At 44.9% G+C, this 25,663-nt stretch carries 24 protein-coding genes; 5 read left to right on the top strand and 19 right to left on the bottom strand.

Translation table 11 applies throughout. The features are described 5' to 3' along the window. Positions 1 to 35: 35 nt before the first annotated feature. Together VNM22_06350 and VNM22_06345 are read left to right on the top strand one after the other, a co-directional pair. On the top strand, positions 36 to 4,544 hold the full coding sequence (locus tag VNM22_06350) for an alpha/beta fold hydrolase (GenBank protein HWP46766.1): 4,509 nt from the start codon (positions 36 to 38) through the stop codon (positions 4,542 to 4,544). Positions 4,545 to 4,579: 35 nt separating this feature from the next. Continuing rightward, positions 4,580 to 5,590: a C-terminal binding protein gene (locus VNM22_06345; protein ID HWP46765.1), complete on the top strand. Its 1,011-nt coding sequence runs from the start codon at positions 4,580 to 4,582 to the stop codon at positions 5,588 to 5,590. A gap of 68 nt (positions 5,591 to 5,658) precedes the next feature. Here VNM22_06345 and glmU read toward each other — a convergent pair whose 3' ends face one another. The 3 genes from glmU to VNM22_06330 form a co-directional block, all read right to left on the bottom strand. Continuing rightward, the gene (gene glmU / locus VNM22_06340) at positions 5,659 to 6,897 is read right to left on the bottom strand and encodes a bifunctional sugar-1-phosphate nucleotidylyltransferase/acetyltransferase (protein HWP46764.1); all 1,239 of its coding nucleotides are present in this window, start codon (positions 6,895 to 6,897) and stop codon (positions 5,659 to 5,661) included. 91 nt (positions 6,898 to 6,988) lie between these two features. Next, complete coding sequence (locus VNM22_06335) at positions 6,989 to 8,899, bottom strand: hypothetical protein (GenBank protein ID HWP46763.1); 1,911 nt, start codon at positions 8,897 to 8,899, stop codon at positions 6,989 to 6,991. A gap of 153 nt (positions 8,900 to 9,052) precedes the next feature. Then, positions 9,053 to 10,192, bottom strand: a complete 1,140-nt coding sequence (locus tag VNM22_06330; protein ID HWP46762.1) for a glycosyltransferase family 1 protein — start codon at positions 10,190 to 10,192, stop codon at positions 9,053 to 9,055. A 364-nt stretch (positions 10,193 to 10,556) separates the two neighbouring features. Here VNM22_06330 and VNM22_06325 point away from each other — a divergent pair, with 364 nt between their 5' ends. Continuing rightward, positions 10,557 to 11,138 carry a hypothetical protein gene (locus VNM22_06325; GenBank protein ID HWP46761.1) on the top strand — a complete coding sequence of 194 codons (582 nt, stop codon included), beginning with the start codon at positions 10,557 to 10,559 and terminating at the stop codon, positions 11,136 to 11,138. Between the two features lie 114 nt (positions 11,139 to 11,252). Then, the gene (locus VNM22_06320; GenBank protein HWP46760.1) at positions 11,253 to 12,302 is read left to right on the top strand and encodes a radical SAM protein; all 1,050 of its coding nucleotides are present in this window, start codon (positions 11,253 to 11,255) and stop codon (positions 12,300 to 12,302) included. Between the two features lie 153 nt (positions 12,303 to 12,455). Here the strand turns inward: VNM22_06320 and VNM22_06315 are convergent, their stop codons facing one another. The 16 genes from VNM22_06315 to VNM22_06240 form a co-directional block, all read right to left on the bottom strand. Continuing rightward, a complete protein-coding gene (locus VNM22_06315) occupies positions 12,456 to 12,779 on the bottom strand; it encodes a hypothetical protein (GenBank protein ID HWP46759.1) in 324 nt (107 codons plus the stop codon). 5 nt (positions 12,780 to 12,784) lie between these two features. Beyond that, complete coding sequence (locus VNM22_06310) at positions 12,785 to 13,948, bottom strand: glycosyltransferase family 1 protein (GenBank protein HWP46758.1); 1,164 nt, start codon at positions 13,946 to 13,948, stop codon at positions 12,785 to 12,787. A 24-nt stretch (positions 13,949 to 13,972) separates the two neighbouring features. Beyond that, positions 13,973 to 15,109, bottom strand: coding sequence for a glycosyltransferase family 1 protein (locus VNM22_06305; GenBank protein HWP46757.1), 1,137 nt, complete (start codon positions 15,107 to 15,109; stop codon positions 13,973 to 13,975). Between the two features lie 51 nt (positions 15,110 to 15,160). Continuing rightward, positions 15,161 to 15,544, bottom strand: a complete 384-nt coding sequence (locus VNM22_06300) for a hypothetical protein (protein ID HWP46756.1) — start codon at positions 15,542 to 15,544, stop codon at positions 15,161 to 15,163. Next, positions 15,534 to 16,340 carry an isoprenyl transferase gene (locus VNM22_06295; GenBank protein HWP46755.1) on the bottom strand — a complete coding sequence of 269 codons (807 nt, stop codon included), beginning with the start codon at positions 16,338 to 16,340 and terminating at the stop codon, positions 15,534 to 15,536. The genes VNM22_06300 and VNM22_06295 overlap by 11 nt, the downstream gene beginning before the upstream one ends. An 88-nt stretch (positions 16,341 to 16,428) precedes the next feature. Further along, on the bottom strand, positions 16,429 to 16,986 hold the full coding sequence (frr, locus tag VNM22_06290) for a ribosome recycling factor (protein ID HWP46754.1): 558 nt from the start codon (positions 16,984 to 16,986) through the stop codon (positions 16,429 to 16,431). An 84-nt stretch (positions 16,987 to 17,070) separates the two neighbouring features. Further along, a complete protein-coding gene (pyrH, locus tag VNM22_06285) occupies positions 17,071 to 17,787 on the bottom strand; it encodes a UMP kinase (GenBank protein HWP46753.1) in 717 nt (238 codons plus the stop codon). Between the two features lie 2 nt (positions 17,788 to 17,789). After that, positions 17,790 to 18,398 (bottom strand): translation elongation factor Ts, encoded by a 609-nt coding sequence (tsf, locus tag VNM22_06280; GenBank protein HWP46752.1) that lies wholly within the window; start codon positions 18,396 to 18,398, stop codon positions 17,790 to 17,792. A 78-nt stretch (positions 18,399 to 18,476) separates the two neighbouring features. Next, positions 18,477 to 19,313, bottom strand: a complete 837-nt coding sequence (gene rpsB, locus VNM22_06275; GenBank protein ID HWP46751.1) for a 30S ribosomal protein S2 — start codon at positions 19,311 to 19,313, stop codon at positions 18,477 to 18,479. Positions 19,314 to 19,390: 77 nt separating this feature from the next. Continuing rightward, positions 19,391 to 19,795 (bottom strand): 30S ribosomal protein S9, encoded by a 405-nt coding sequence (gene rpsI / locus VNM22_06270; protein ID HWP46750.1) that lies wholly within the window; start codon positions 19,793 to 19,795, stop codon positions 19,391 to 19,393. A 143-nt stretch (positions 19,796 to 19,938) separates the two neighbouring features. After that, the gene (rplM, locus tag VNM22_06265) at positions 19,939 to 20,367 is read right to left on the bottom strand and encodes a 50S ribosomal protein L13 (GenBank protein ID HWP46749.1); all 429 of its coding nucleotides are present in this window, start codon (positions 20,365 to 20,367) and stop codon (positions 19,939 to 19,941) included. Positions 20,368 to 20,530: 163 nt separating this feature from the next. After that, positions 20,531 to 22,210: a DNA repair protein RecN gene (gene recN / locus VNM22_06260; protein ID HWP46748.1), complete on the bottom strand. Its 1,680-nt coding sequence runs from the start codon at positions 22,208 to 22,210 to the stop codon at positions 20,531 to 20,533. Between the two features lie 77 nt (positions 22,211 to 22,287). Beyond that, positions 22,288 to 22,920: a nitrile hydratase subunit alpha gene (gene nthA, locus VNM22_06255; GenBank protein ID HWP46747.1), complete on the bottom strand. Its 633-nt coding sequence runs from the start codon at positions 22,918 to 22,920 to the stop codon at positions 22,288 to 22,290. Positions 22,921 to 23,004: 84 nt separating this feature from the next. Continuing rightward, the gene (locus VNM22_06250) at positions 23,005 to 23,286 is read right to left on the bottom strand and encodes an SH3-like domain-containing protein (GenBank protein HWP46746.1); all 282 of its coding nucleotides are present in this window, start codon (positions 23,284 to 23,286) and stop codon (positions 23,005 to 23,007) included. 87 nt (positions 23,287 to 23,373) lie between these two features. Then, entirely contained in the window at positions 23,374 to 23,685 is a 312-nt protein-coding gene (locus VNM22_06245; GenBank protein ID HWP46745.1) for a hypothetical protein, read from the bottom strand. Between the two features lie 417 nt (positions 23,686 to 24,102). Further along, positions 24,103 to 24,867: a glucose 1-dehydrogenase gene (locus VNM22_06240; protein HWP46744.1), complete on the bottom strand. Its 765-nt coding sequence runs from the start codon at positions 24,865 to 24,867 to the stop codon at positions 24,103 to 24,105. Between the two features lie 301 nt (positions 24,868 to 25,168). Here VNM22_06240 and VNM22_06235 point away from each other — a divergent pair, with 301 nt between their 5' ends. Further along, entirely contained in the window at positions 25,169 to 25,648 is a 480-nt protein-coding gene (locus VNM22_06235; GenBank protein HWP46743.1) for a hypothetical protein, read from the top strand. Positions 25,649 to 25,663: the final 15 nt, after the last annotated feature.

Raw genomic sequence — 25,663 nt, 5'->3', positions numbered from 1 at the left:
TGGACCCTCGATTAAAAACAACGGGCAAAGGACGGATGACCTATTCCCGGAAATGGATAGTAGGTCTTTCCTTCTGCTTTATGTTAAGCCTGGTAGGCTTTTCTGTCTCCAAACCAGTTCTGATCCAGTTTTGTCCTTCCCTTAATCAACTCGTCCAACTTGTAGAAGATGATCCCCAGGATTTGATTAATCGAGAGGGGCGTACTCCTTTAATTCTCATCCATGGAATTTTTGGGACGAAAGATCTGAATCACTTAGATGATACCTATTGGAGAAACTTCTTAACATACTTTAAATCAACTCCGGCATTATATGAAAAGTTCAAGGTTTATCGCTTTCATTATTTAAGCAATAAGTGTTCGATATCCGATCTGGCCAGAGGATTTGGTCAGCAGATCGATCAAATGATACGTCGTGGAAAGCTCGAAGATAAGCCTTTAGTCATTATTGCCCATAGTATGGGAGGGTTGATTGCAAGGGCTTATATGAGCAGTTATACCCATAAGGGTATTGGCAATTATGCCGGTCAATTAGGCGGTGAACGGGTATTAAAACTTATTACGCTGGCCACCCCCCATCACGGAACTCCTGCAGCAAATAAACAGGCCCGGGATGCTTTGGCTACCCAATCGGCGGTTTTGTATGGTTGGATGGATGCCTTAAAATTTAGTGATATTGCCTTTTGGTGTTCGGGCGGCCTTTCCTCTTGTGATAATGCCCTTGTACCCAATCTCCCCAATCGAGGCGCTGTCAGATACGATAATTTTGATCAGGCCCTTCCCCCTTCTGAATACGAAACAAGTTCGGAGCGAAATGATTGGCTGATTAAACTGAACAGTAAAGATCCTAAAAATCCGGACAGGCGTTACGATGAAAAAATTATTGCCTACTATGGCTATATCGATCCGGAGGATCCCTACCGGTTGTATTTATCTGATTGGTATGAAGGGGCCAGTCGAATTACAGGAATTCTAACTCCTGTTATCAACTTCCCCTATGCCACTGTTTTCAATTACCATTTAGGACTTATCGCTTCTAATGTCTTGATGGATATGGGTCTTTCCCATGCCTTTCCTTTAAATGATGGTCTGGTTCCCGTACTCAGTGGAAGTTTTTATGGTTATCAGATAGGCGGACGACGAATGTTCATCGGATATGATCATTTAGACATGAAAGACGGAAAGATAGACAAATTTGGAGAGATCCCCCTCTTTGAGTCTATCGAGAATGATCTTTTAGATTTAACCACCCGGGCGGTCATTTCGGTGAGTGAAAGACCGACAGCGGCAAGCGATACAGGAATCCAGGGACCGCCGGCAGGAAATAACAGGCCAATACCCGCTATCCATTGTTCCATGCCCACCACCCACTGCAGTTTTCCTGCTTTGACTCCCCTTGTTTTTAATGGGACGGCCTCTACAACCGATACGACTCAAAATATCCTTTCCTACTCCTGGGACTTCGGGGATGGTTTTACAGGTACAGGAGAAGTTATAGAGCATGCTTATCTGGTCCCGGGCACTTACAAGGTGACCTTGACCGTTCAAACCAGTTTAGGAGATAAACACAGTGCCACGATCTGGGTAAATATCCGTAATCCTCAGATTTATGTCGTTCCGGATACGGCATGGACCAGAAAATTTAGCATTTCCGAATCTCCTTATATAGCTTCTTATACCTGGGATTTTGGAGATGGAACTCCCCCGGTCCAGGCGGCCCAGGTCCAACATACTTACGCACAAGGTGGGTATTATAAAGTTTCCTTAACCTTAACCTTTGCAGAGGATTATCTTAAGTTTGGTTCTAAGACTTTACAAACTACAACCAATGTTACGGTGGGAGTCGGTCCGACCATAATTCCCGGAGGAACTCTTTCCTCCAATGAAACCTGGCTGGCCCTGGGGAGTCCTTATCTGGTTCGTGAATCGGTAACGGTTGCCGAAGGTGCTATCCTGACCCTGGAACCGGGTACCGTGATCAAATTCAGTCCCAGGGCTTCTCTCATTGTGAGGGGTACTTTAAAAGCCCTGGGTACTGCGGATCAAAAGGTTATTTTTACTTCCTATCGGGATGCTTCTTTTAAAGAGGGTGGAGAAACTCTTACTCCCCCATCTTCTCCACCGGTTCCGGGGGACTGGGGCCAGATTTACTTTTCCAATACCAGTGTGGATAGCCTGTTGACCCATGCGGTGATTCAATATGGGCAGAATAATGTACAAATTTCAGGTTCCTCTCCGGTTCTAACCCATAACTTGATCCGATACGGAGCCGAGAATGGTATTTATTTATCTGAAGATTCAAAGGCAATCCTTTCACAAAATATTATTTCCGAAAACCAAACCGGTATTACCATCCTGGCTTCTTCGCCGGATATAACCCAAAATACCTTTGAAAATAACCGACACACCGGGCTTAGAGTAGATGCCAAATCAAGTCCCCGAATTATTTATAATAGGTTCAATCAAAATGAGGTTGCTTTGGATATTACGTACGGCCAGGATATGAACGTTATTCTATTAAATAACGAAGGCTTGACGGTTAAGGATGTGGCCCGGGTTCAGGGGACTGTTTCGTCGAATACCATCTGGAATAATAAGATGGTTTATACCATCGATAAAACCGGTTTGGTGGTAGCTCCGACCGGTATTTTAGCTTTAGCCCCCGGCTCCATTGTAAAAGGCTATCCCGAGAGTTTCCTGACCGTTCGGGGAATACTTTTAACCGATGGAACCTATCAGAATAGAGTTGTTTTTACCTCTATTAAGGATGATACCCTGGGAGGAGATACCAATGGAGATGGAGATGCGACCCGGCCTTCTCCGGGGGATTGGAAGGGGATAGACTTCCAGAACCCGGAATATGGGGCTACCTCTGGCGTACTGCGATACTGTGTCATCCGATATGCCGATAAGGATTTTATCCAGGATGGACAGAATAAGGAACCGGACAAAGAAAAGGTTAAAGACCTTCATTTCCCCTCTATGGAATCCCTGAATGATCAAGGAGAAAAAGAGAATGATCGGAGTAAGGTCTCTTCCTCACCTCGTAATACCGAAGAAGAACTTAATTCGATTGGCAAAACTTCGGCCATCTTCTCTAGAAAAAACGAAGATCCTGAGTTAAAGATGGAGGAAAATGGGGGAAGTGTTGGCAATGGAGGAATTCCTTTAGCCCTTCAACCAGCTATATTCGACCCCAATACCCTGGTTCCAACTCCTGGGGCTCAGAACCTGATGTCACGATCCTTTCAGGATCCCGCTTCGGTACCTCTCTTATCCACGCCTGTACCTCCGGTATCTACTCCCATGGTTTCGGCGGCCACACCGGCTGAGTGGACTCCACAACCTGCATTACCCCTGGCAACTCCGGTTTCCTCAACACCTATTCCGATATTTGCTCCCCTGGTCTCTTTACCGACAGTGGCAAAAACCATAGCTCCTGTTCCCACCCCTGTACCTTCTTCGTCTTTATCCCCACAAACTCCGGATAGGAGTAGAAGTGCCGGATGCGGTACCCCTGGTAATGTAACCTGTAACGGTCCTTTATTGCAACCGACTCCGGATAGGGGTGGAGCCGATACCGTATCGGAAACCCCTCAGCCGTTGGCTTCGCCCTTACCGGTTGAAGAATCTACCACCGTACCTTTAACACCAACCCCTGCGCCTTCTCCCCTTGTGGTGAGTTGGGGGACGTCAGAGGATATTCCGGTTCCTGAGGATTATGATGGAGATAATAAAGCCGACCCGGCAGTATGGCGTCCTACCAATGCAACCTGGTATGTACTTTTAAGTTCAGCCGGTGGGAGGTCTGGTATGTCGGAAGTTTTAACCCAGGTGTGGGGATCTCGGGAGGATAAGCCTGTACCTGCCGATTACGACGGGGATGGTCGAAGTGATATAGCCGTGTGGCGCCCGCAAACTCAAAAATGGCTTATCCTCAACTCCTCTGGAGGTATTAGTATAAAACAGAAAGGCAGGAATAACCGATCTAATGACTTTATCCTCCCCCTATTGGGAGATTATAATGGGGATGGAATTATGGATGTAGCCCTTTGGCATTCCTCTGCCGACCAGTCCGATATAAACATGATTTCACTCAATAAATTCATTGTGTATAAATGGAGTACTCCCGGGGATATTCCTATCTCTGGAGACTTTGATGGCGATGGAAAATCAGAGATAGCCGTATGGCGACCCAGCGAAGGGGCCTGGTATATTCCTTTTTCTTCAGCCGGATCTATGATTCTACCCTGGGGCTTTCCAGGGGATATACCGGTCCCTGCCGACTATGATGGAGATAATCAAACAGACATAGCAGTTTGGCGCCCCGGTGAGGGAACCTGGTACATTTTGCTCTCTTCCAAGGGAATTTTTATCCAGCCTCTGGGCAGGCAAGGAGATATCCCGGTTCCGGCCGATTATGATGGGGACAAAAAAGCCGATCTGGCGGTTTGGCGTCCTCAAGATGGAACCTGGTATATTCTTCTTTCTTCCCATTCATCGGTCATTTCGGATCCATTGTCCAGGATAACCGACGGCAATTAGCCCTTGCCGGATAACAAACTGCAAATCCCTGATCCATGACAGACAAAATTTTTAGGGTGGTTACCACAGATTATAATTTCGGCAATCTTGACATTGAAAAAGCTATTCTCTCGGAAATTGGTGCTGAACTGATTCCCAGGCAGTGTCACTCAGAAGAAGAAGTCATCGAGGCATGCAGGATGGCAGATGGTATCTTTAATCAGGCTGTACCTATGCCGCGGCGCGTGATTGAATCTCTGGAAAGGTGTAGGGTAATTGCCCGATACGGAATTGGGTTTGATACCATAGATATAGAAGCCGCCACTGAAAAAGGAATTTGTGTAACCAACGTAACAGATTATTGTATTGAAGAAGTCGCCATCCATGCATTGGGATTATTTCTGGCCTGTGCCAGAAAAATTGTGATACTCAACCGGGAAGTCAAAAGGGGAAATTGGTGCTCAGGGGTCCCTCAGCTACCTCGTCCCATTTTTCGCCTGGAAGGGCAGACTTTTGGTCTTATAGGATTTGGAAATATTGGTCGAAGTCTGGCCAATAAAATCCGACCTCTTGGATTAAAGATTATTGCCAATGACCCCTATATTCCCAGGGAGATCGGGCAGGCTTATGGGGTAGAGCTGGTTTCCCTGGAGGAGGTTCTCAGACAATCCGATTATGTCTCCTTACATCTGCCCCTCAATACGGAAACCCGAAATCTCATCGGAGAATCTCAGCTTAAATGGATGAAACCCACTGCTTTTTTGATTAATACAGCCCGGGGTCCCATTATCAATGAAAAAGCTTTGATTAAGGCACTAAAAGAAAAATGGATAGCCGGGGCTGCACTGGATGTCCTTGAAAAAGAACCTCCCGAACCTGATAATGTTTTATTAACTCTGGATAATGTAATTTTAACTCCCCACGCTGCCTGGTATTCCGAAGATTCTGTCCCAGAACTACGAAGAAAAGCCGCCCTCAATATCCGGCAGGTCTTGGAAGGATATTATCCTAAATATTTGGTTAATCCAAAGGTAAAGGAGAAGGTAAATTTGCGATCCAGAGACTAGAAGACCTCTCTGCATAAGGGGAATTTCTTTATTCCCCTATCTTCCGATCTCTACGCCCTTGCATTTCTCTACTCCCATTGGGTTCCCTGGTGGGGGATATAAGTACCCGAGGGAATCACCGTACCGGGAAGAAGGGTATTGCTGGCTCCGACTTTAGCATAATCGCCGATGAAGGACCCGAGTTTTCTAAGATGGCTGTCGGTAGGGGGGACATTCTGTTGGGTTCCGGCATAGGTTTTAACCTTAACGGTTTCGTCGGTCATCAAATTATTCACCGTCATGACACCTGAGGCAATTTCTACGCCTTCTCCCAGTACACTATCTCCTATGAAGGAAAGACGCCCTACTTTACAGTTCTCAAAGAGAACGCAATTTTTCAACTCTACCCCAAACCCTATGGTACAACGGCTTCCGATGGAAGTATACTCCCGTACTAAAACATTATTTCCGATAAAGGATCCCTTTCCGATATAACAGGGCCCGTTGATAACGGCTCCGGATTTAATCAGCACGCCGTCTTCGATGTAAACCGGACCGCGAATCGTGACACTTCCATCAAAATTCACGCTGTTGGCAATATGGGCATGGGTAAAGGACTTCATAAGCAGTTTATTGGCATCTATGATATTCCAGGGGTACCCTAAATCGATCCATTCTCCTTCAAAAATAGAAGCAAATAAATTGTTTTGATCGATCAGGAGGTCAAAACCTCGCTTGATGTCGCCATCTACCGTTTTGAGTAAAGAGAAAAACTCGGCAGAAAGAATAAAAACCCCTGCCAGTACATAATTACCTCCACCTGTATAGGATAGTCCGGCCTCTCGATAAGGCTTTTCTACAATTCGGGTGATTTGAACGTCCCGGTCTAAGTAGACATTTCCATAAAGTTCCGATGAGGGGGCCAACGTAATGGTCGCGATGGGTGCTTTTAAAGCATTAAAGGACATTTGGGCTGCCAGGAAAATATTGGGTTGGAAGATGATATCGGCGTAAACCAGAAAGAAATGCTCACCTATGGCGAATCTATCTTCAGCTAACATGACAGCATCCCCAATTCCGGTTTGATTTTCTTGTTCAATATAGCTGATCGAGACCTTAAAATCTTCTCCACGCCGAAAATAATTGATGATTTTTTCTTTTTTATGTCCCACAACCAGAATAATATCATGGACCCCTATTTCCCGAAGACTTTCAATGATATATTGCAGAACCGGCTTCCCGCACATGTAAATCATAGGTTTTGGGCGGGTATCGGTTAGCGGATGAAGGTTACTTCCTCGCCCGGCAGCTAAGATCAGAGCTTTCATTATATTTTATAGCAATGGACAGTGAACAGTCGGCAGTGAACAACATATTGGAGTTACTGCCCATCACCCACTGCCCATTACCCAGCGATTCTTATATTTCATAACTATCCGAGATAACCATGGACGAGCCCGGTCCACGGTATTCGAGTTCTACAGGTCCGATAATAATTCGATCCCACCTCATCAGGACTTCAGAAGCAAAGCTTTTTTGAGGTAAGTCCGCACGGAGGGTCCCATTGGCAGATATAATAAAAATAGAGTTACTTTCACTGATATTTTGAAGGGTAACCATTCTTTCTCCTGTAAGAGATAATCGGGCGTGACTGGCCGAAACGTGGAGATCGTCGGAGATTTTAATAAATACCCTCTTCTGTTCTTCCCCACCCACCAAACTGGAGGAGGAAGAATCCGGAGCTTCTCGTCCCAAAATATAAGTTTTTCCTTTACTCAATTCTGCAAGGACATGAACGGGACGTCGGGATTCTGCGGTTAAAGTTAGTTTGGCACAGAAAGCAGGAGGTAAATCCCGCCTGGCTACTTTGATACTCACCTTTCCCATGGTGAGAACATCCCCGGAAGATATAGCCTGTTTACCTTTGACTTCGCTTCCATTGATCAGCAAGGGGGGAGCTGTTTTACCCTTCTCTACGAATAAAACTCCATGTTTAAAACTGATTCGCATGGCATTATGGGGAATCGAACTCTCATTTAAAAAAAGATACTCCTCATGCCCGGGTCTTTTAGCCTCTCCAGAGATAATGATCGGTTTTCCATAAAGAGGAAAATGTCGGACCTTTTCCATGTCTGCCACCGTGATTTCCAACATGGCCAGGGGAGTATCGGATCGTTTTTCGAGTTTTTCAAAGAAGAACTGAACATACCCGATTTCCAGTTTATCTTTGATACCGGACAGCTTCCGCTCAGCCCCCTCGGGAATTTCCTGTCCGTTTAGTTTTACCGTGACGGGAACAATGCTACTTAATTTCTGAAAGTAAAATTCCCCCTCTTTATAGATAATCTTTGCAGGGGTTCCTACGTTTTTCATGCCTGGCAGAGGAATCTGCTGAACATCCCTCAGGCCTTTCATGCTCCCGTCCGTTTCAGAAAAAAATACAGTGGGATATCGATAAGTATTTTGAGTTGGATCCAGGCTGCGTAAAATATAATAACCTGTTTCGACCAAGCGATATCGAGAAGAAGGCTGGTCTTCGGTTCTAATATCGGAGTCCACCAGGAAAAATTGGAAACGCCGTACCTGATTTTGAAAACCGGCAATGATATAATCTTTATGATTAAGCAACTGGTACTGAGAGGTTATGGAAAGCTTGGTATTCTCATTTTGGATAAGATCGGTAAAAGAATCTTTTTCTTTTGAGAGGTGATAAAGATAGAAATTGGAACCCTGAACCGAGATCCCAAAATGCTCATCGGCCAGATCTGAAGCATAATAATCTACCAGAAGAGGATTTCCCCCTACAATAAACTCGCGTTGATGGCTTAATAGCTCCAGCTCTATCCCCCGACTTTCCGGCCCTACTTCGACCAGCCGGGCCATGATGCGGGCATCTTTCGGCACCCGCTCCTTCAGTCTAAAGGTAAACTGATTTCCCTTAAGTTTAAAAGAAGGAATTAAATTAACAATGATTCCCTCTTCATGCTCAGATTTTTCATATTCTGCATGATTTTCCACAAGTTCCTGATATTTTTGATTAATAGCCCGTGAAACGTCCTGAACCGTCTTGGTCGTTTTACGAATCCTTTTGTTCAGTTCAACTCCTAAAAAAATATCGATTTCATTTGCCAGACGATAATAAACCATGTCCCGGGTGGCGTCTCCTTTTTTCTCAACCGCAACAACTTCTTTTGTATCTTCCAATCTCTCTCGAATAGCCTTTTCCCATAGGGATAGCCCAATTTCATAGACACTCCGATCCAGTTCTCGACTACTCAGTTTATAAATCTTCTCTTTAGTTAAGTCCTGCTTTTTTCGTCGGAAAAACATGGTATTAACGTTAAGCTCTCGATTTTAGGTTTTAAGTCACGGTAAAATCTATATCCTATACCTTAATTATACGTCAAGTTTTTTCTAATCATCAGAACAAATGTTAAAATTTAAGCCTTTTTTTGGATCTTTTCTCCTTGAGGGGTTAAAAAATTAACCTCCTGGAGTTAAAACACTTTGATAAACCGCCAGTGTCTTTCGGGCGGTCTCTTCCCAGGAGAATCGCCGGGCCTGGTCTAACCCCCCGCGAATTAATCGGGTGCGAAGACCTGAATCGGAAAGAACTCGCCAGATAGCTTGGGCTATCTCTTGTGGGGATTCTGGATTTACAAGGACTCCGGCCTCTCCTATGATCTCGGGAAGAGATGATCGATTCGAAGCAACTACGGGTACTCCACAAGCCATAGCCTCCAGCACCGGAAGGCCAAAACCTTCGTATAAAGAAGGAAAAACAAAAAGATCGGCGCTTCTATAAAAAATCGGTAACCACTCCCAGGGAACAAATCCTGTCAAAATGACTTCATTTTGCCATTGTCGGGTAGTAATAAAGTTTTCTAACTCCGGTCTACCTTTCCTGTTGTCTCCTACAAGGACCAATTGATGGTGAAAACCTGATTGATCCTTTAAAAGTCTATAGGCTTCCATTAAAGTTTTTAAATTCTTATGGGCCATGAAATTTCCCACATACAGAAGATAAGGGCCTGTGATTCCAAACCTGTTCAGGAATTCTCGGGTCTTAACCTTGTTTTCTATAGAGTTAAAATCAGAGGAAGTACTCCACCTGTAGACCTCTGCAACCCCGTTATAGATGACCTCGACTTTAGTCTCCGGAACTTTTAATATTTCCACAATATCTTTTTTGCAAAACTGGGAAACGGTAATGATCTTGCTGGCCGAACGGGCAGCCAAAAACATCATCCCCTTAGCATAATAATAGGCTCCCACAGAAGGCAGGTATTGAGGAAATCGAAGATGGATCACATCATGGATGGTTACAACGGCCTTACACGGCCTCAGAGGGGGAAGAGTATAATGCGGAGCATGGAACAGATCAAGCTTATGATACTTCATCTGGAAAGGAAGTCGAACCAGCTCTTTGAGGGAATACTTACCTGCATCTTCTATGACTTTAGAAAAGTTTCGTCCCGGTAGTTCAAAGGGTTCATGGTGGGGGGGACAAAAGAGAATATAGGTATTGCGGGTATCTTTCTTGGCAAGGTGATGGACCAAGTTCCGAATATACGTACCGATCCCAAAGTCATCTAATTTTCTGGCATCAATTCCTATACGCATTTAAAGATTCATCCTCCCCTATCCTAATCATAGGATAAAACCAGCTGTTTTCAACTCAGTTTTAAGTGAATTTTTAACTGGACAGGGACGAATCCATCCTTTACTCTGGTAGAGGTACTTAAGACATATGGAGTGACACGGTCTGAAGATCCTACACTAAATTTGCAGTTTTTAAATACTCATCTACGGAGAACCCTGTTTGAGACACGGGGTTTTGGGACGCGGAGGCAGGGGGACAGGGAGACGCGGGGTTTTGGGGGACATAGGAACTCTGGAACGGGGAGACAAGGGGACCCAGCAATACGGGGACTTCTGTCTCCGCGTCCCAAAACCCCGTGTCTCAGATAAGGAGGTACAGGTAAAAATGACCACTATGAGAGTAAATCCCCACGAACTGATCGTAGCCGGAGAGAATTCTTTTCTGCGGCTCAGTGTGGATGAAGGTAAAACTATGGCCCATCGGACCAGCCATTGGCGGGTTTTCTGGTCGCCTGTCGGACCAGGACATGCCTTGTTTATTGAAAGTGAGCTGACCGATGGAATCAAGATCTATAGCGATAACGTAGCACTGGCGCGATACCTTCAGCGTCAGATCGAATATCTGCTTCATAAGCCGTTCGGAGATATCCATATTCCCGTCATCGATGCCATATTTACCCGGGAAGGGGATCCTCGCTCTTATGCTGCGGAGCAGATTGAATCTTCAGTGGATTCCATCCGACTGGTATGGTACGACTTCATCACTCCCTTCAACTTCTCTGCCGAGCCGGGTTGGAATAACCGTCCCCTTGGCGTTCAAACGACCTTCTTTCCGGCTACTTCGGCAGATTTGATAGTTAACGGGAAGTTCGCAACCGGAAAACCCTGGTCAGAGAAAAGAGGCGATCAGCTAAGTAGCAGTGCCTGTTTAGCCTGGTGTGAGACCTGGGTCCGACCAAGGAGTTAACTGGAACTTAAATCCTCAACGACTTACGCTTAAGAAGTATCTTTTTATTTGTCTTAACCCGAAAGGGCGTTTTGCTAAATCCCAGGGCAAACGCCCTGGCATGTTAATTAAACTATGGATGCTCAAACCCGGAAACATTTAATAGCTCTCCTTAAACGGAATTATCCCTTCGTCTTAAAAAATATCCAGCAGCATATTCGAAACTGGTATACACTTAAAATCAAAGGGAGTCGAATAGTCCCTCCTTATTCGGCCGTTCTCTACGTTTCCCATCATTGTAATCTGAATTGTTCCTACTGTACTCAAAAAACACCCGATGTTATCAGCGAAGAATTGGATACCCATCGTACCATTGATCTTCTCAGGCTTATTCGAAAAGAAACAGATTATATCTTATTAACCGGAGGGGAACCCCTGTTACGACGGGATATTGTTCAACTGGCGAAAGCGGCCCGTAAGGATTTGAAATTTCGGTCGGTTATGCTGATTACCAATGGAACTCATATTCGTGAAAGAGAGGAAATCCTAGATTATCTAACCAGTATGGTGGTGAGTCTGGATGCCATCACGGTAGACAAAGGCAAACCGAGAACCAAACCTTACGTAGTCGAGAAAGTCCTGGATAATCTTCTGTATTGTAAATCCGTTGGTAAACCTGCACGATCCCGGATTACCATCAGTACCGTTATTACCGAAGAAAACCTGGATGAGATCGCCAAGATTCTGGATTTTTGCCAGGAGCATAACTTCGTCTTCTCGGCCCAGACCGGCTTAATCCATCGTTATCCCCGTCGAGAACTTCTCCAAAATCCCAAATACCAGAAGCTGGTCGATCTTATTATCGAGCGGAGGAAAGCAGGACAGGCTATTAATGGAACTCCCAAACTTCTTCGAACCCTGTTTGATTTCACCCCGTTTCATTGTTATCCCACCATGTTCCCCCGGGTTTATCCCAATGGAGATGTGTTTTATCCTTGTGAGCCTTTAAAGACCATTGGTGGGAATTTGTTCCGGGAAGGATCTTTTAAGAAAATTTTTGAGCGAGGTCGAAAGCTCTATGGAGATATCCCCCATTGTCAGGGAGTCTGTTATTTGTTCGGTAACGTTATGTCCCATTATTTTGTGGAAGACTTCTGGTCCTTTGCGGCAGATTATCTCCGTTAAAATCCCCAAACCTTCCTGGAAGACCGGATCCCTGTGGAGATCTCTCACCGTTTCAGGTTGAGAGGGATCCGATAGGAGTGTCCTTGCCAGGATAGCCTTGAATTTTATCGGAGTAAAACCTGATTCAGGCCGATGAGGTTGCCTGGGAACCGGTTATCTTCTCAGGCGATCTACCTGATTCTCCAAAATACGGGTTTTGGTTGTAAAAAGATCCAGTCTGGCCCTTAACAAATCTACCTGGCCCTTGAGCTTGTTCAACTCCTCCTCCAGGTAATCGATCCGGGATATTTTCTGATTTCCCTTGTATTTTAGCTCCTCTTCGATGGTTTCCAGGCGTTTTTCCATATCCTGGACCTGTTCTTGAAGACTGAGAGGCTTTCGTTCTGCTCCTGCTACCCCACTCTGTAAATGAATATAACAGGCGATGGTGAGGTTAATAAAAGTTAGAACTACCATAAGGATATCTTTCCACTTCATAGTTTTTATCTTTGGATCCCTCCCTGACCTGTTTTTCGATGGCCTACCGCCTGATACACTTCCAGAACGGCCTCGGCCGTTTTCCGCCAGGTTAAGGAAAGGACCTGTTCACGTCCTCTTTGAGACATCTCCTCCCGGAGTTGTCTGTTTTGGAGAAGCATTTGAATGGCTTGAGTCAACTCTGGAAGATGATGAGGGGTGAACGACCCTCCCTTGTCACCGATAACTTCTTCCAGAGAAGATCCCCGGCCATAAATCACCGGGGTTCCACAGGCCATGGCTTCGAGAGGTGGGAACCCAAACCCTTCATAAAGGGAAGGATATACAAAAAGGGTTGCGGCCTTATATAGGGAAGGAAGATCCGGGTCCGGTACGTAACCTAAAAATTGAACCTGTTCTTTCAAGGCCAGATCCTCGATCAGGTGCTCCACGGATTTTAAGTATCGAGAGTCCTTCTTACCGGCAATGATCAGGGGGTATTGGTTTCGTAACCCAGGATCCAGCTGATAATAAGCCCGGATTAAAAACTCCAACCCCTTATAAGGATCTTGTCGTCCTAAGTACAAGAGAAAATCTTCTCGAAGGTTATATTTCTGTAGAAACGCCTTTGAAGGTTTTTCTGCTGTATAAAATCTTGTTTCAATACCCGGCCAGATCACTCTGATTTTTTCGGGTGGAATTCCAAATAGCTTCACAATATCTTTTTTCGTATGCAGGGAATCGGCTATGATCTGATCTGCTTTGTGTAAGACAAGATAAGCAGGATACTTACTTCTGTAATAGAACTTCCATCTCAAGCTGGCTTTCCAGAGGGTTTCAGGATAAAGATAAGGAATAAGATCGTGGACGGTAACAATTTGAGCATAACGTCCAGATAGAGGGGAAGTCAGGTAATTCGGTGCATGGAATAAATCTATCTCCAGTCGGTTCAAAAACCCAGGAAGGCAAAAGAAATCTCGAGGGGAGAGGAAAGGATATGGGGATGCGGAGATGTAGAGACGCGGGGACGTGGGAAAGGAATAGGAAGATGGGAAGCTGTTAGGATGTGTGATGAGAAAATAAGTATTACGGGTATCTAATTCTACCAGGTGGGTTACCAGGTTACTTACGTATCGACCGATTCCGTCCATCTCTTTCCTTAGCCAGCGAATATCAATAGCAATGCGCATGACCGGTTTCCCTTTTCCTCTTGTCTAACCTTTAGTTACGGATCGATATACGGCCAGGGTTTCTGCAGCAGTCCGCTGCCAGGAGAAAAGATGGGCCCGTTGCAATCCCTTTTCGATCATGGATTGTCGAAGGGTCTGGTTGGTCAAAACCTCTGAAATCCCTTCTGCAATGCTTCGAGGATCATAAGGATTAATCAACTTACCGGCTTCACCTACGATTTCAGGTAAGGAAGAGACCTTTGAGGTGACCACGGGAGTACCGCAGGCCATAGCTTCTAAAACCGGAAGACCAAATCCTTCGTAAAGAGAAGGAAAGACAAAAAGTTCGGCTCCATTGTAAAGATAGGGAAGATCTTCGTCGGGTACATAGCCTGTAAAGATGACTTCTTCCTTCAATTCCCTCTGTTCAATAAGCCTGGGAAGATTTTCACCGGCTCCGGTATACCCCCATCCCGTTCCACCCACAAGAACCAATTTAAGGTCTTTATGGGGGTTTATCTGGGTTTTAAGGAGATAGAAGGCTTCGATAAGCCGAAGAAGGTTTTTCTTTGGCTCTAAGACCCCGGTAAAAAGCAGATATTTACCGTTTAAACGATACTTTGCCAGTATGGATTCTATCTTATTCCGGTCTGGGATAGGGCGATAAACGGGATGATGAGCCAGGTAAATGACCTGTATTTTCTCCTCAGGAACTCCCAATCGGTCCAGGATGTCTTTTTTAGAGGAATTAGAATCGGTGATAATTTTATCGGCTATCCGGGCAACCCATCTCATCAAGATGTGAAATAATAGAAGATGTTTTTTAGGAACCAGTTTGGGGAAAAATAAAGGGATCAGGTCATGGATTGTTACCACGTAAGGACAGACTTTACGTACAGGTAGTTCAAAATTGCAGACGCCATGGTAAAGGTCGATCTGTTTGGCTTTCAAGAAAGGTGGAAGGGAGAAATTTGTCCAAAGAATCCTTTGTTTTCGAGGAATGGGAACAATATTCAATCGGGGATCTGACCAGGGGTTTACGAAGGGTTGCCGATCACAGAAAAGAAAGTAAAGATCTTGATCGGTGCTTACCGTGGGTAGATAGGTCAGGAGGGCGCGGGTATATTGACCGATTCCGGTCCTATCGTAAAAGGCTAATCGAGCATCGAGGCCAATTCTCACACAGGTTTAAAGATAAGATAGGGGTAGGGTTTCAAACCCGCCCCTATCTTATTAGAATTTCCGCACTCCGGTATCGATATCAAAGGCCAGATTTCTTGAGTAGCCGGGTAATTCTAATCTTCTTCGATAGGAAGCCTGGACCTTCATAATTCCTCCATCGCAGGACACTTTCACTTGATCTTCTTTAACGACCGTATTGGGATATTCTTTTATTTTCTTTACAATATTCTCTTTAATACTGTCCACATCCCGGCAGGAACCGTATTGGGCCTGTTCGGTTACATAATCTTTAAGGCCGTAATAATCGATCCAAACCGGAGCTACTTGTTTAATGATATAAATAATAACGGCAACTATAATGATAGCAAGAATGAAATTAAGTCTGGCATCGCCTCGAGAATTATAAAATGGTTTTAAAACTAGGCTATCCATCATAGTTATCTCCTTCAACCCGACCGAATCGGCGCTCTCTTTTTTGAAAATCCAGCAATGCTTCATATAAGTGTTGGCGTCGGAAATCCGGCCAGAGCACAGGGGTTACATGGATTTCTGCGTAGGCAAGCTGCCATAACAGGAAATTACTCACCCGCATTTCTCCACTGGTTCTGATCATAAGATCCAGATCCGGAAGTCCTGCTGTATATAGATAATTGTTGAAGACCGAAACCGTTAAATCTTTAGGGGATAATTTTTTATTTTCGATATCTTGAACGATTCGTAACACCGCATCCAGAATTTCTATCTGACCTCCGTAATTCAAAGCGAGATTTAAAGTAAGGCCTTGATTATTTTTGGTTTTATTAATTGTAAACTTAAGAGCTTCTTGAGCAGGAAAGGGTAACTCTTGGGTTCGACCGATGGTAATTAACCGAATATTATTATCCTCGAGGGTTTTTAACTCCTTTTGAAGGTACTCCACCAGCATGCCCATAAGCGCCATGACTTCGGAGATCGGTCTTTTCCAGTTTTCTGCCGAGAAAGCATAGAGGGTTAACACTTCAATTCCTAATTCTGCACAGGCTTCTACGGTATCTCGGACGGCTTTAGCTCCGGCTCGATGCCCCTCTATCCTGGGAAGATGGCGTTGCCTTGCCCAGCGTCCATTTCCGTCCATAATTATCGCTATATGGCGGGGCAATTTAGTCTTGTCGATTCGGGAAAGAAGCTCTTGGGATCCGTTGTCTGCTACCCGGCCTGGGTCTTGACGAAGGGTTTGTTGTTCGTTGCTCACGGTTCGCCGGTCATTACCTGTTGTCCGTTGTCCCTTCTACCCTGTTATCCATTGGGCCAGGTTATTCTTAACGGACAACGATCAAAAATCAGATCTCCATGATTTCTTCTTCTTTTTTCTCTAACAGTTCATCTATTTTTTTCATATATTTATCGGTAATTTTCTGAATTTGTTCTTGAGCTTTATGGAGTTCATCTTCCGAGATTTCTTTATTTTTTTCCAGGCGTTTTAAGTCGTCATTCCCATCTTTCCTGATTTGACGAATAGCAACCCGGGATTCCTCGGCTATTTTTTTTACTACCTTTACGAGCTGTTTACGTCGTTCTTCGGTTAAAGGGGGAACGGACAGACGTATGACTTTTCCATCGGAGGTAGGAGTCAGACCTAAATCGGATCTCAGGATGGCCTTTTCAATTTCCTTGATGGTGGTAGGATCCCAGGGTTGAATAACAATCAGGTTACTTTCAGGTGCCGAGAGGGTTGCGACTTGGTTTAGGGGCGTTGGAGTTCCATAATAATCGACGGTAATACCATCTAGCAGACTAACAGAAGCCCGCCCAGTTCGAATTGAAGCAAATTCTCGCTGAAGGACGTTAAGGGTTTTCTGCATCGTCTCTTCAACTTTTTTGTAAACATCCTGTATCATCGTGTAACAATTCCCAATGAACCATTAACCATGAACCATTAACCATTGTTAATTGGTAACTGCTCATTGTTCTGGGTTCATTGTTTATTTTACGATAGTTCCTATATCCTCTCCCAGTAGAATCCGCTTCATATTACCCTTTTCACGGAGGTTAAACACGATAATGGGTAGATTGTTATCCATACAGAGAGACACGGCTGTGGAGTCCATCACTCTCAATTGCTTTTGGAGAACATCCAGGTAACTTAATTCTTTAAACCTTTCGGCCTGGGGATTTAGCAGAGGGTCTGCCGTATAAACTCCATCCACTTTGGTGGCTTTAAGTATGACTTCAGCCCCGATTTCCATAGCCCGAAGGGCTGCAGCCGTATCTGTGGTGAAGAAGGGATTGCCGGTACCGGCGGCGAAGATGACAATTCTCCCTTTTTCCAGATGTCGAATAGCCCGTCGACGGATATAAGGTTCGGCCAATTCTTTCATTTCAATGGCCGTTTGAACCCTGGTATTCACCCCAAGTTTTTCCAGGGCATATTGGAGCGAGAGGGCATTTAATACGGTTGCCAGCATTCCCATATAATCTGCAGAGGCCCGCTCCATTCCCTTGGCAGCTCCTTGAATACCCCTGAAGATATTACCGCCTCCTATAACTATGGCAATCTCTATGCCTAACTCATAAATTTCCTTAATCTCTTCGGCGATAAAATCCAGCACCTTCGAGTCGATTCCATAACCTTCTTCCCCTGCTAAGGCTTCTCCACTTAGCTTCAAGAGGATCCTTCGATATACAGGTTTTACTTGCATGGCTATTTTTTCTCTAAACCTTCTCCCAACTGAAAGCGGACAAAGCGTCGAATGTTAATATTCTCACCAAACTTGGCGATATACTCGTTGATCAAATCCCGGATCGTTTTATCGGTATCTTTTATAAAAGGTTGTTCATACAAACAAACTTCCGCAAAGTATTTTTCCATTTTACCGTCTACGATCTTCTCAATAACTTTCTCTGGCTTCCCAGATCCTTCCATCTGAGCTTTATAGATTTCCCGTTCCTTATTCAGAATTTCCGCCGGAATATCTTCTCGCCGAAGATACGAGGGATTGGAGGCTGCAATATGCATGGCAAGGTCCTTAACCAAAGTTTGAAATTCCTCGGTTCTGGCTACAAAATCGGTCTCACAATTTACCTCCAACAGAACACCTATTTTTCCCCCGGCATGGATATAAGAACCAATAAGACCTTCCGTGGCAATACGATCGGCTTTTTTGGCTGCAGCTGCCAGACCTTTTTTCTTAAGAATCTCAATAGCTTTTTCAGGGTCCCCTTGGGCTTCCTGGAGAGCTATTTTACAATCCATAACACCTGCACCCGTTTTGGCTCGCAATTTCTTAACCAGTTCTGCTGATATTTCCATTTTAACTTCGCAATGAGCAATTAGCAATTAACAATGAACCTTGGGGTTCCTGGCTCATTGTCCATTGTGCATAGTTGATTAGGATACTACCACTTGTTCCTCGTTGGAAGGAGTCGTCGATTTAACTCCTTCTATAGGCTCTTCAGAGTCTTCTAGTTTACTCTCTTTTTCAGATTCTCCTTGAGTCTTCTCAAATTCTGGAAGCTTTTCCATAGCGGCTTGCTGGCTCTCCAGGATTGCTTTACCTTCCAGTACGGCATCTGCAACTTTAGAAGCGAATAATTTAATGGCCCGAATCGCATCATCATTACCTGGAATCACATAATCAATTTTATCCGGATCACAATTGGTATCCACAATGGCCACAATGGGAATGCCCAGTTTATTTGCTTCAGCAACTGCAATCTTCTCTTTCTTGGGATCGATCACGAAGAGCATATCCGGAAGCCTATCCATGTCTTTAATGCCTCCTAGAAACTTCTCAAGCTTCGCAATGGTCCGCTCCAGACGTAATCTCTCTTTCTTGATTAAGGGGCTACTTTCAGGTTCCTGTTTCAGTTGTTCCAGCCGTTTAAGCTTTTCGATACTGTTCTTAATAGTAGAAAAGTTGGTTAAGGTTCCCCCCAACCAACGTTGATTCACGTAATACATCCCACAACGTTTGGCTTCCTCAACAATAACATCTCGCGCTTGTTTTTTAGTCCCAACCAGGAGAATTTTACCTCCCTTTGCAACGGTATCTACAATTTTTTCATATGCTTCCTTAAACTTCTTCAAGGTTTTCTGTAAATCTATAATATAAATACCGTTCCGTTCCCCAAAGATATATTTCTTCATCTTTGGGTTCCATCGCTTGGTCTGGTGCCCAAAGTGGACCCCAGCCTCTAATAATTCCTTCATGGTTATTTCGCTCAACCAACTCCCTCCTTTCACTCAAAGGGCTTTCATGGGAAGAAGGTACCCTGAAAACCCCTTTGAATGAATATAAAAAATTATCTTTTAGAAAATTGAAATCGGGCTCTCGCTCCGCGTTGTCCGTATTTTTTCCTCTCTTTTACCCGTGCATCTCGGGTGAGTAAGCCCGCTTTTTTCAACACAGGGCGCAATTCAAGATCGTAATTTAGCAAAGCCCGGGCTATGCCATGTCGAATTGCCCCCGCTTGTCCGCTTTTTCCACCTCCATGAACATTTACGTAAATATCGAAAGTATTAAGATTTTTCGTGAGTTTTAAAGGTTGTTTAATGAAGGTTTTTAAGGTGTCGCGGGGAAAGTATTTATCAATGGGGATTTTATTGACGGTTATACGACCCTTACCAGGTCTTAGCCAGACTCTTGCTATGGCCGTCTTCCTCTTTCCGGTACCATAGTACTGCTGGATTACGTTTTCACCTTCCATTTTTAAAATCCAGAAGTCCGAGGTTGAAAGTTAGAATAAAAACCTTCCCCACACTTTCTCCTCTGGGAGCCAGGGGCATTTCCCCTGTCCCCGATAAGGGAGTTATTCTGACTTTCACCCTCTAACTTCAAGAATGTCTGTATCTATATATTTAACGGCTCAGGTCGCTGGGCCTGATGGGGATGCTCCGGTCCAGCATATACCTTTAGCTTATGCAAAAGCTTTCGACTTAACCGGTTTTTGGGTAACATTCCCCACACAGCGGCCTCAATCAATCTCTCCGGTTTTTCCTTTAGCAATTTTTCTGCCGTTATAGATTTTAATCCGCCGGGGTACCCACTATGCCGGATGTAAACTTTATGTTGCAACTTCCGACCTGTCAAGGTAATTTTACTCGCATTGGTGACGATGATATAATCCCCGGTATCTACATGGGGAGTAAAAATAGGTTTATGCTTACCTCTTAATCTCTTAGCGATTTCAACTGCCAGTCGGCCTAAAACCTTTCCCTCTGCATTAATTACATACCACTTATGCTGAACTTCCTCTTTCTTGGCTGAAAATGTTTTCATAGTTTTTAACTGAAAATGACCCAGGATAAAGATTCACGAACTGATATCCCTCTGGATGATAGGAGTTCGGAATTTTCGGCTTTCACTCCCGGTTTCGTTTTTGTTTTAAGCCATAGATATTAATTATTACTAAGTTACAAGCCCCTTTGTCAAGGGGAAAAGTTTAATATCCCAGCATTTCCCGCGCATGCTTCAACGTGGTCTCTGTAATTGTTTCTCCTCCCAGCATCCGGGCAATCTCCTCTATTCGCTCGGACTCCGATAGCCTTCGAACCTTTGTGAGAGTCTTACCCCCCTGAACTTCCTTGGAGATCTGGAGATGTAAATCGGCTTTACTGGCTATCTGGGGAAGATGGGTTATACAAATAACCTGTCGGGAAGACGAAATAAATTTTAACTTTTTGCCGACCATCTCGGCGATCCGTCCTCCAATTCCCAGGTCTACTTCATCAAAGATAAGGGTTGAAACGTTATCTACGGAAGCTAAGATGGTCTTAAACGCCAGCATAATTCGGGATATCTCGCCTCCCGAAGCGATCTTACTGAGAGGCTTTAGATCCTCCCCCGGGTTAGGAGCCATAAAAAATTCCACCCTGTCCTTCCCCTTAGAGGTAAAGGGATATTCTCCTGAATTACCGGGCTCCAGGGTTATTTGAAACCGGGTTTTATCCATATTTAACTCGCCGAGTTCTTTCATGACCAATAATTCCATGTTTTTAGCAACCTCTTGTCGCCGCCGGGATAACTCTTCAGCACGCATGCGCAGTTCTTCTTCTAAATTTCTAAAAGTGTTTTCTAACTTCTCCAACCTCTCCTCTCCTTCATCGTAAGACGCTAACTCTTCCTCAATACTCTTTTTCAAATCCAGGATATCCGAAAGGGTATTTCCGTATTTTCTCTTGAGTCGATGGAGTTCGTCCAGGCGTCGCTCAATTTCCTCTAATCGTTGAGGATTAAACTCAACCTTTTGAGCATAATCCCGAAGAGAATAAGCTATATCTTCCAACTGGTAACCAATAGATTCGCAAGAACTTAACAGGGGAGATAGTGAATCATCGATTTGGGTCAGGTCTTTTAATAAATTCAGTACCTGTCCTAACCTGTCCACCAGGGATTCTTCCCCACCGTAGAGGAGTTCATAGGCTTCCTGGGTCTCGGTAGCCAGTCGTTCCGCAGCGGAAAGAAGTTTCCTTTCCCGCTGAAGTTCTTCATCTTCCCCCGGAATCAGGTGAGCTTTTTCAATTTCTTGCTTTTGAAAATTCAGTAGATCCAGGCGCTGCATCCGGGTCCGAATACTTTCTTTTAATTCCCGAAGTTCCGTCTGGACCTGTTTGAACCTTTGAAACTTTTCTTCAAACTCTTTGCGAAGCTTTAACAGACCTCCAAAAGCATCCAACAGGTCGATATGGATAGAAGGTTTCAGGAGAGACTGGTGTTGGTGTTGACCGTGGATGTCGATGAGATTTTCTCCGAGTTCTGCCAGCATGGCAGTAGTTGCCAGATTGCCGTTGATAAGGGCACGACCCTTGCCGCTTCGGGAGATTTCCCGACGAATGATCAACTCCTGGGATTCTTCCGAAGGACTTAAAAATCCCAACTCCACTGCTTTGGTTCTGACCGTTTCATTCTCCTGCACATCCACCCGTATCTCTACCACCGCCTTTTCGGCATCGGATCGAATCATCTCGCTGCTGGATTTACTTCCTAGGGCCAGACTAAGGGCATCAATAAGAATAGATTTTCCGGCTCCCGTTTCCCCGGTAAGGACATTGAATCCTTTGGAAAATTCCACGTGGAGTTTATCAATAATAGCAAAATTTTCTATATGAAGTTCCAATAACACAAAAAGACAATAGGTTCTACGCCATGGGCTGTGAGGAATTTGTTTTCTATCCTGAGCTCATGGCCCCCACTTATAGCCTAGGGTTCGCCGGGATTGCGGGCTTTCGCGACGCCGATCATACTATCCCTGGTGACCAAACCGGCAAGTTCCTCTTCACTCATGTTTTCCGTCCCAGGTGGACGTGCCGGAATAACCAGATAACGCATATCCGCCGTACTATCCAGAACCCGTACTTCTACATCGGGGTCCAGTTCCAGTCCAAACTCCTTTAAGACACCCCGTGGATCTGCTACAACCCTGGATCTGTAGTTCAAACTCTTGTACCAGTCTGGAGGTAAACCCAGGATAGAACGGGGGTAACAGGAGCATAAGGTGCACACCACGACGTGATGAACCTTTTCGGTATTTTCAACCGCAACAAGAACGCTTAGCGGACTGACCTCTATTCCCAGTTCGGCCACTGCCGCCTTCGCATCGGACAAAAGACGTGCTTTAAACGCCGGATCCACCCAGGCTCGGGCTACAACCTTTGCTCCCAAAGCAGGGGTCCGTGAATCCATATCTTCAACTGCCCGACGAACTTCATCCGCGGTTATGATTCCTTTCTCAATCAAAAGAGCCTGAATAGCATAAGTCCGCTTCTCGTAATAGGTGAGTTCAGGCTCATTTTGAACAGGCACATGAGCTTCTAAAGGATGGTCTTTGTGCATACTTACCCGATTGGAGCAACGACCTCGGTTGTTTTTAATAAAAAAGATCCCAAGTCGTTCCCCAAAAATTGGGGCTACCGGTTCTCAGACCGGTTCCAGCCAATGTTCATAAATATCTATGAGAAGCTTGTCTCGGGAAGATCCTTTATACTCTTCCCAAACCTGGGTTTGATCAAAACAAACCTGATAGAGAACCTGTTTTGGCAATCCATCTCCTCCGTATGCAAGGGATTCCGGATTCCCAAACAAACCATGGATTGTTTTAATAATCCCCACCTTACCCTGAATATAGGCCGGGGTACGAAAATGCCCGGGTGGAGAACCTGTTCTGATCCGAACCCTATCTCCAGGTTTAAATTTAGTCACCTTTCAAAAAAGGACCCTGTTTAGGACACGGAGACATGGGGACGCGGGGAAATGTCTCCGTGTCCCCATGTCTCCGTGTCTCAGAATTCATATTCTCCCCTGAGCCTCCAGTTCTTCGACTTTCCGATCAATTTCTTCACGGGTTAGGATTCCCTTCTCGATCATAATCATTTCGATGGCGGTAATCCACTTCTCATAATAGGTTAGCTTTTCATATTGATCCGGTTCCAGGCTCTCAATCGCCCGGCGCAGTTCATCGACCTTCATGATATTCTTCTGGGGGCTTGTCAACAAAACCAGCAAGGCATCGGTCCGTTTCTCCCATATGGCATAATCATGTTCAGATTTATGGATCGGACCGGCATCAGGCCATCCCCCTCGATCGTGTATCCGCCTCATAGCTTGTTCTCCTTACTTTGAAGTTGATATTGTCTGAGCCTGTCTGCTGCAACCTGTTTTTAAGCTTAGCTTTCTTGAAGATTCTGTCAAGATAAATTATGAAAATCCTGGGGAGAAAACAGGACCTCCCCGGGGCCTATGCCCCAGGTTAAGCTGAACAGCCCGGTTAGGGGGGAGCAGTTGGTAGCCCCCGACGAAAGTCAGAGGATTCAGAGATTCAGGATTTTTCAAGCCGGAGTAGGCCAAACGTCCCCGTTTGACAGATAGAATCCTGTTTCCCCTGGCTTACACCAGGGGTTATCTACAGGTTGCCCTGCCGGGGTTAATATTCTTATCCTGGCGCGTATGCCCCACCGGGGCTAAGATAGGAAGTTGAGTCGTGGAAATGGGTCACAAAAAGCATTTTGGGGACCGGTACTATCCGGCCAGCCAGCCGCCGTCTACAAAGAGGGTGTGTCCGGTAACGTAATTGGACGCCGGACTTGCCAGGAAAATAAAGGCTCCTTTCAAATCATCGGGTACTCCCAACCGCCCCATGGGAATTTTCGGCATGACCCAGTTCCGAAATTCCGGCCTGGCCAGGATGGGTTTGGCTAATTCGGTCTCAATCATACCCGGAGCGATGGCATTTACCTGAATGTTCTTGGGAGCCAGCTCGACCGCCAGAGATTTGGTCAACTGCTGAAGTCCTCCTTTACTGGAACAATAGATGGCACTGGTTGGAATTCCGATAGCAGCAGTCATGGAGGTTACATTGATGATCTTTCCACTGCCCTGCTTCAACATGTGTTTAATGGCAGCCTGTGAGAGAATAAAGGCCGCTTTGAGATTCAAGCCGATAATCTTGTCGAAGTCTTCCCAGGGAACTTCTACGGTGGGGCGCTTAAGGTTGGTTCCTGCGTTGTTGACCAGAATATCTAATCGTCCGAACTCTTCAACCGTCCGGGTTACCAGTTCTGGAATCTTATCAAATTGCAATAAATCCGCCGGAAGTACCAGGGCTTTTCGACCCAGATTCCGAACCTCCCGGGCCACTTCTTCCAGTTCATTCCGGGAACGACTTACCAAAACCACCTGAGAACCGGCTTCTGCAAGTCCTATGGCTGCTGCTTTTCCGATTCCACGACCGGCTCCGGTAACCAGGCTTACTTTTCCTTCTAATCCAAACAGGTCTTCAAGCATACAAGAATCCTCCTCCAGGATTATTCCTCTGCAGAGTTTGTAGTAAGTAATTTTAACCAAGGGTTAGTTTTCTCTTATCCTTTATCCTGTAACGAAATAAATATTATTTAATCGTTAGCAAAAAGTCATCTAAAATCTTTAACTTAGACGAGTAAATTTTCACATAAAAAGTGTTGACTTTTTTCTTTCCTTCCATTACAAAATTTCACCTAATCCATATGGGGAGCTTGGATTTTATTTAATCAAGAACGGTCTTTGTACCCTTTGGCTTTATTTAAACCTTAATAGATAAGGAGCACTTATGAGCAAAACGATGCCGTTTATAAGTTACGCTCTTTTATTTTTAATTTTAGGAGTAATCTTAGGCGGTTGTGGTGAGGATGAGAGCTCTGATCTTATAACTTCAAGTTCCACATCCTCTGCGCTCAGTACCGTCCCATCCCCTCAGTGCGGAGTTACGTTGAGTACAGATCCCGGCTGTGGAGCTATTATCAATCGAACCGATTCAACCTTGCGGATTGCTGTAGATGGAAGTAATGGATTTGAAGTGGAAGTAAGTCCTCACACTGCTTTAACCACACAAATTGCTATCCAAAGTTCCCACGATTTCCGGGTGGATGTAATTGATCCGAGTTCTCAGGCCCAAAAAACATTTCAGTATTTTATCTTTGTGGATGATGTGGCGGCAGATCAAATTGTAGACATCGGTTCAGAGGTTTTTATGGGTTGGTTCCTTGAAATAAACGATGTGGCGGGTCAATTTAGCCGAATGGGAGGTTAAAAAAGGATTCAGAGG

The organism is Candidatus Limnocylindrales bacterium (assembly GCA_035559535.1).
Lineage (GTDB): Bacteria > Moduliflexota > Moduliflexia > Moduliflexales > JAUQPW01 > JAUQPW01.
Note: the sequence above shows the minus strand (reverse complement) of the source record. Positions and strands in the feature narration are given on the sequence as shown.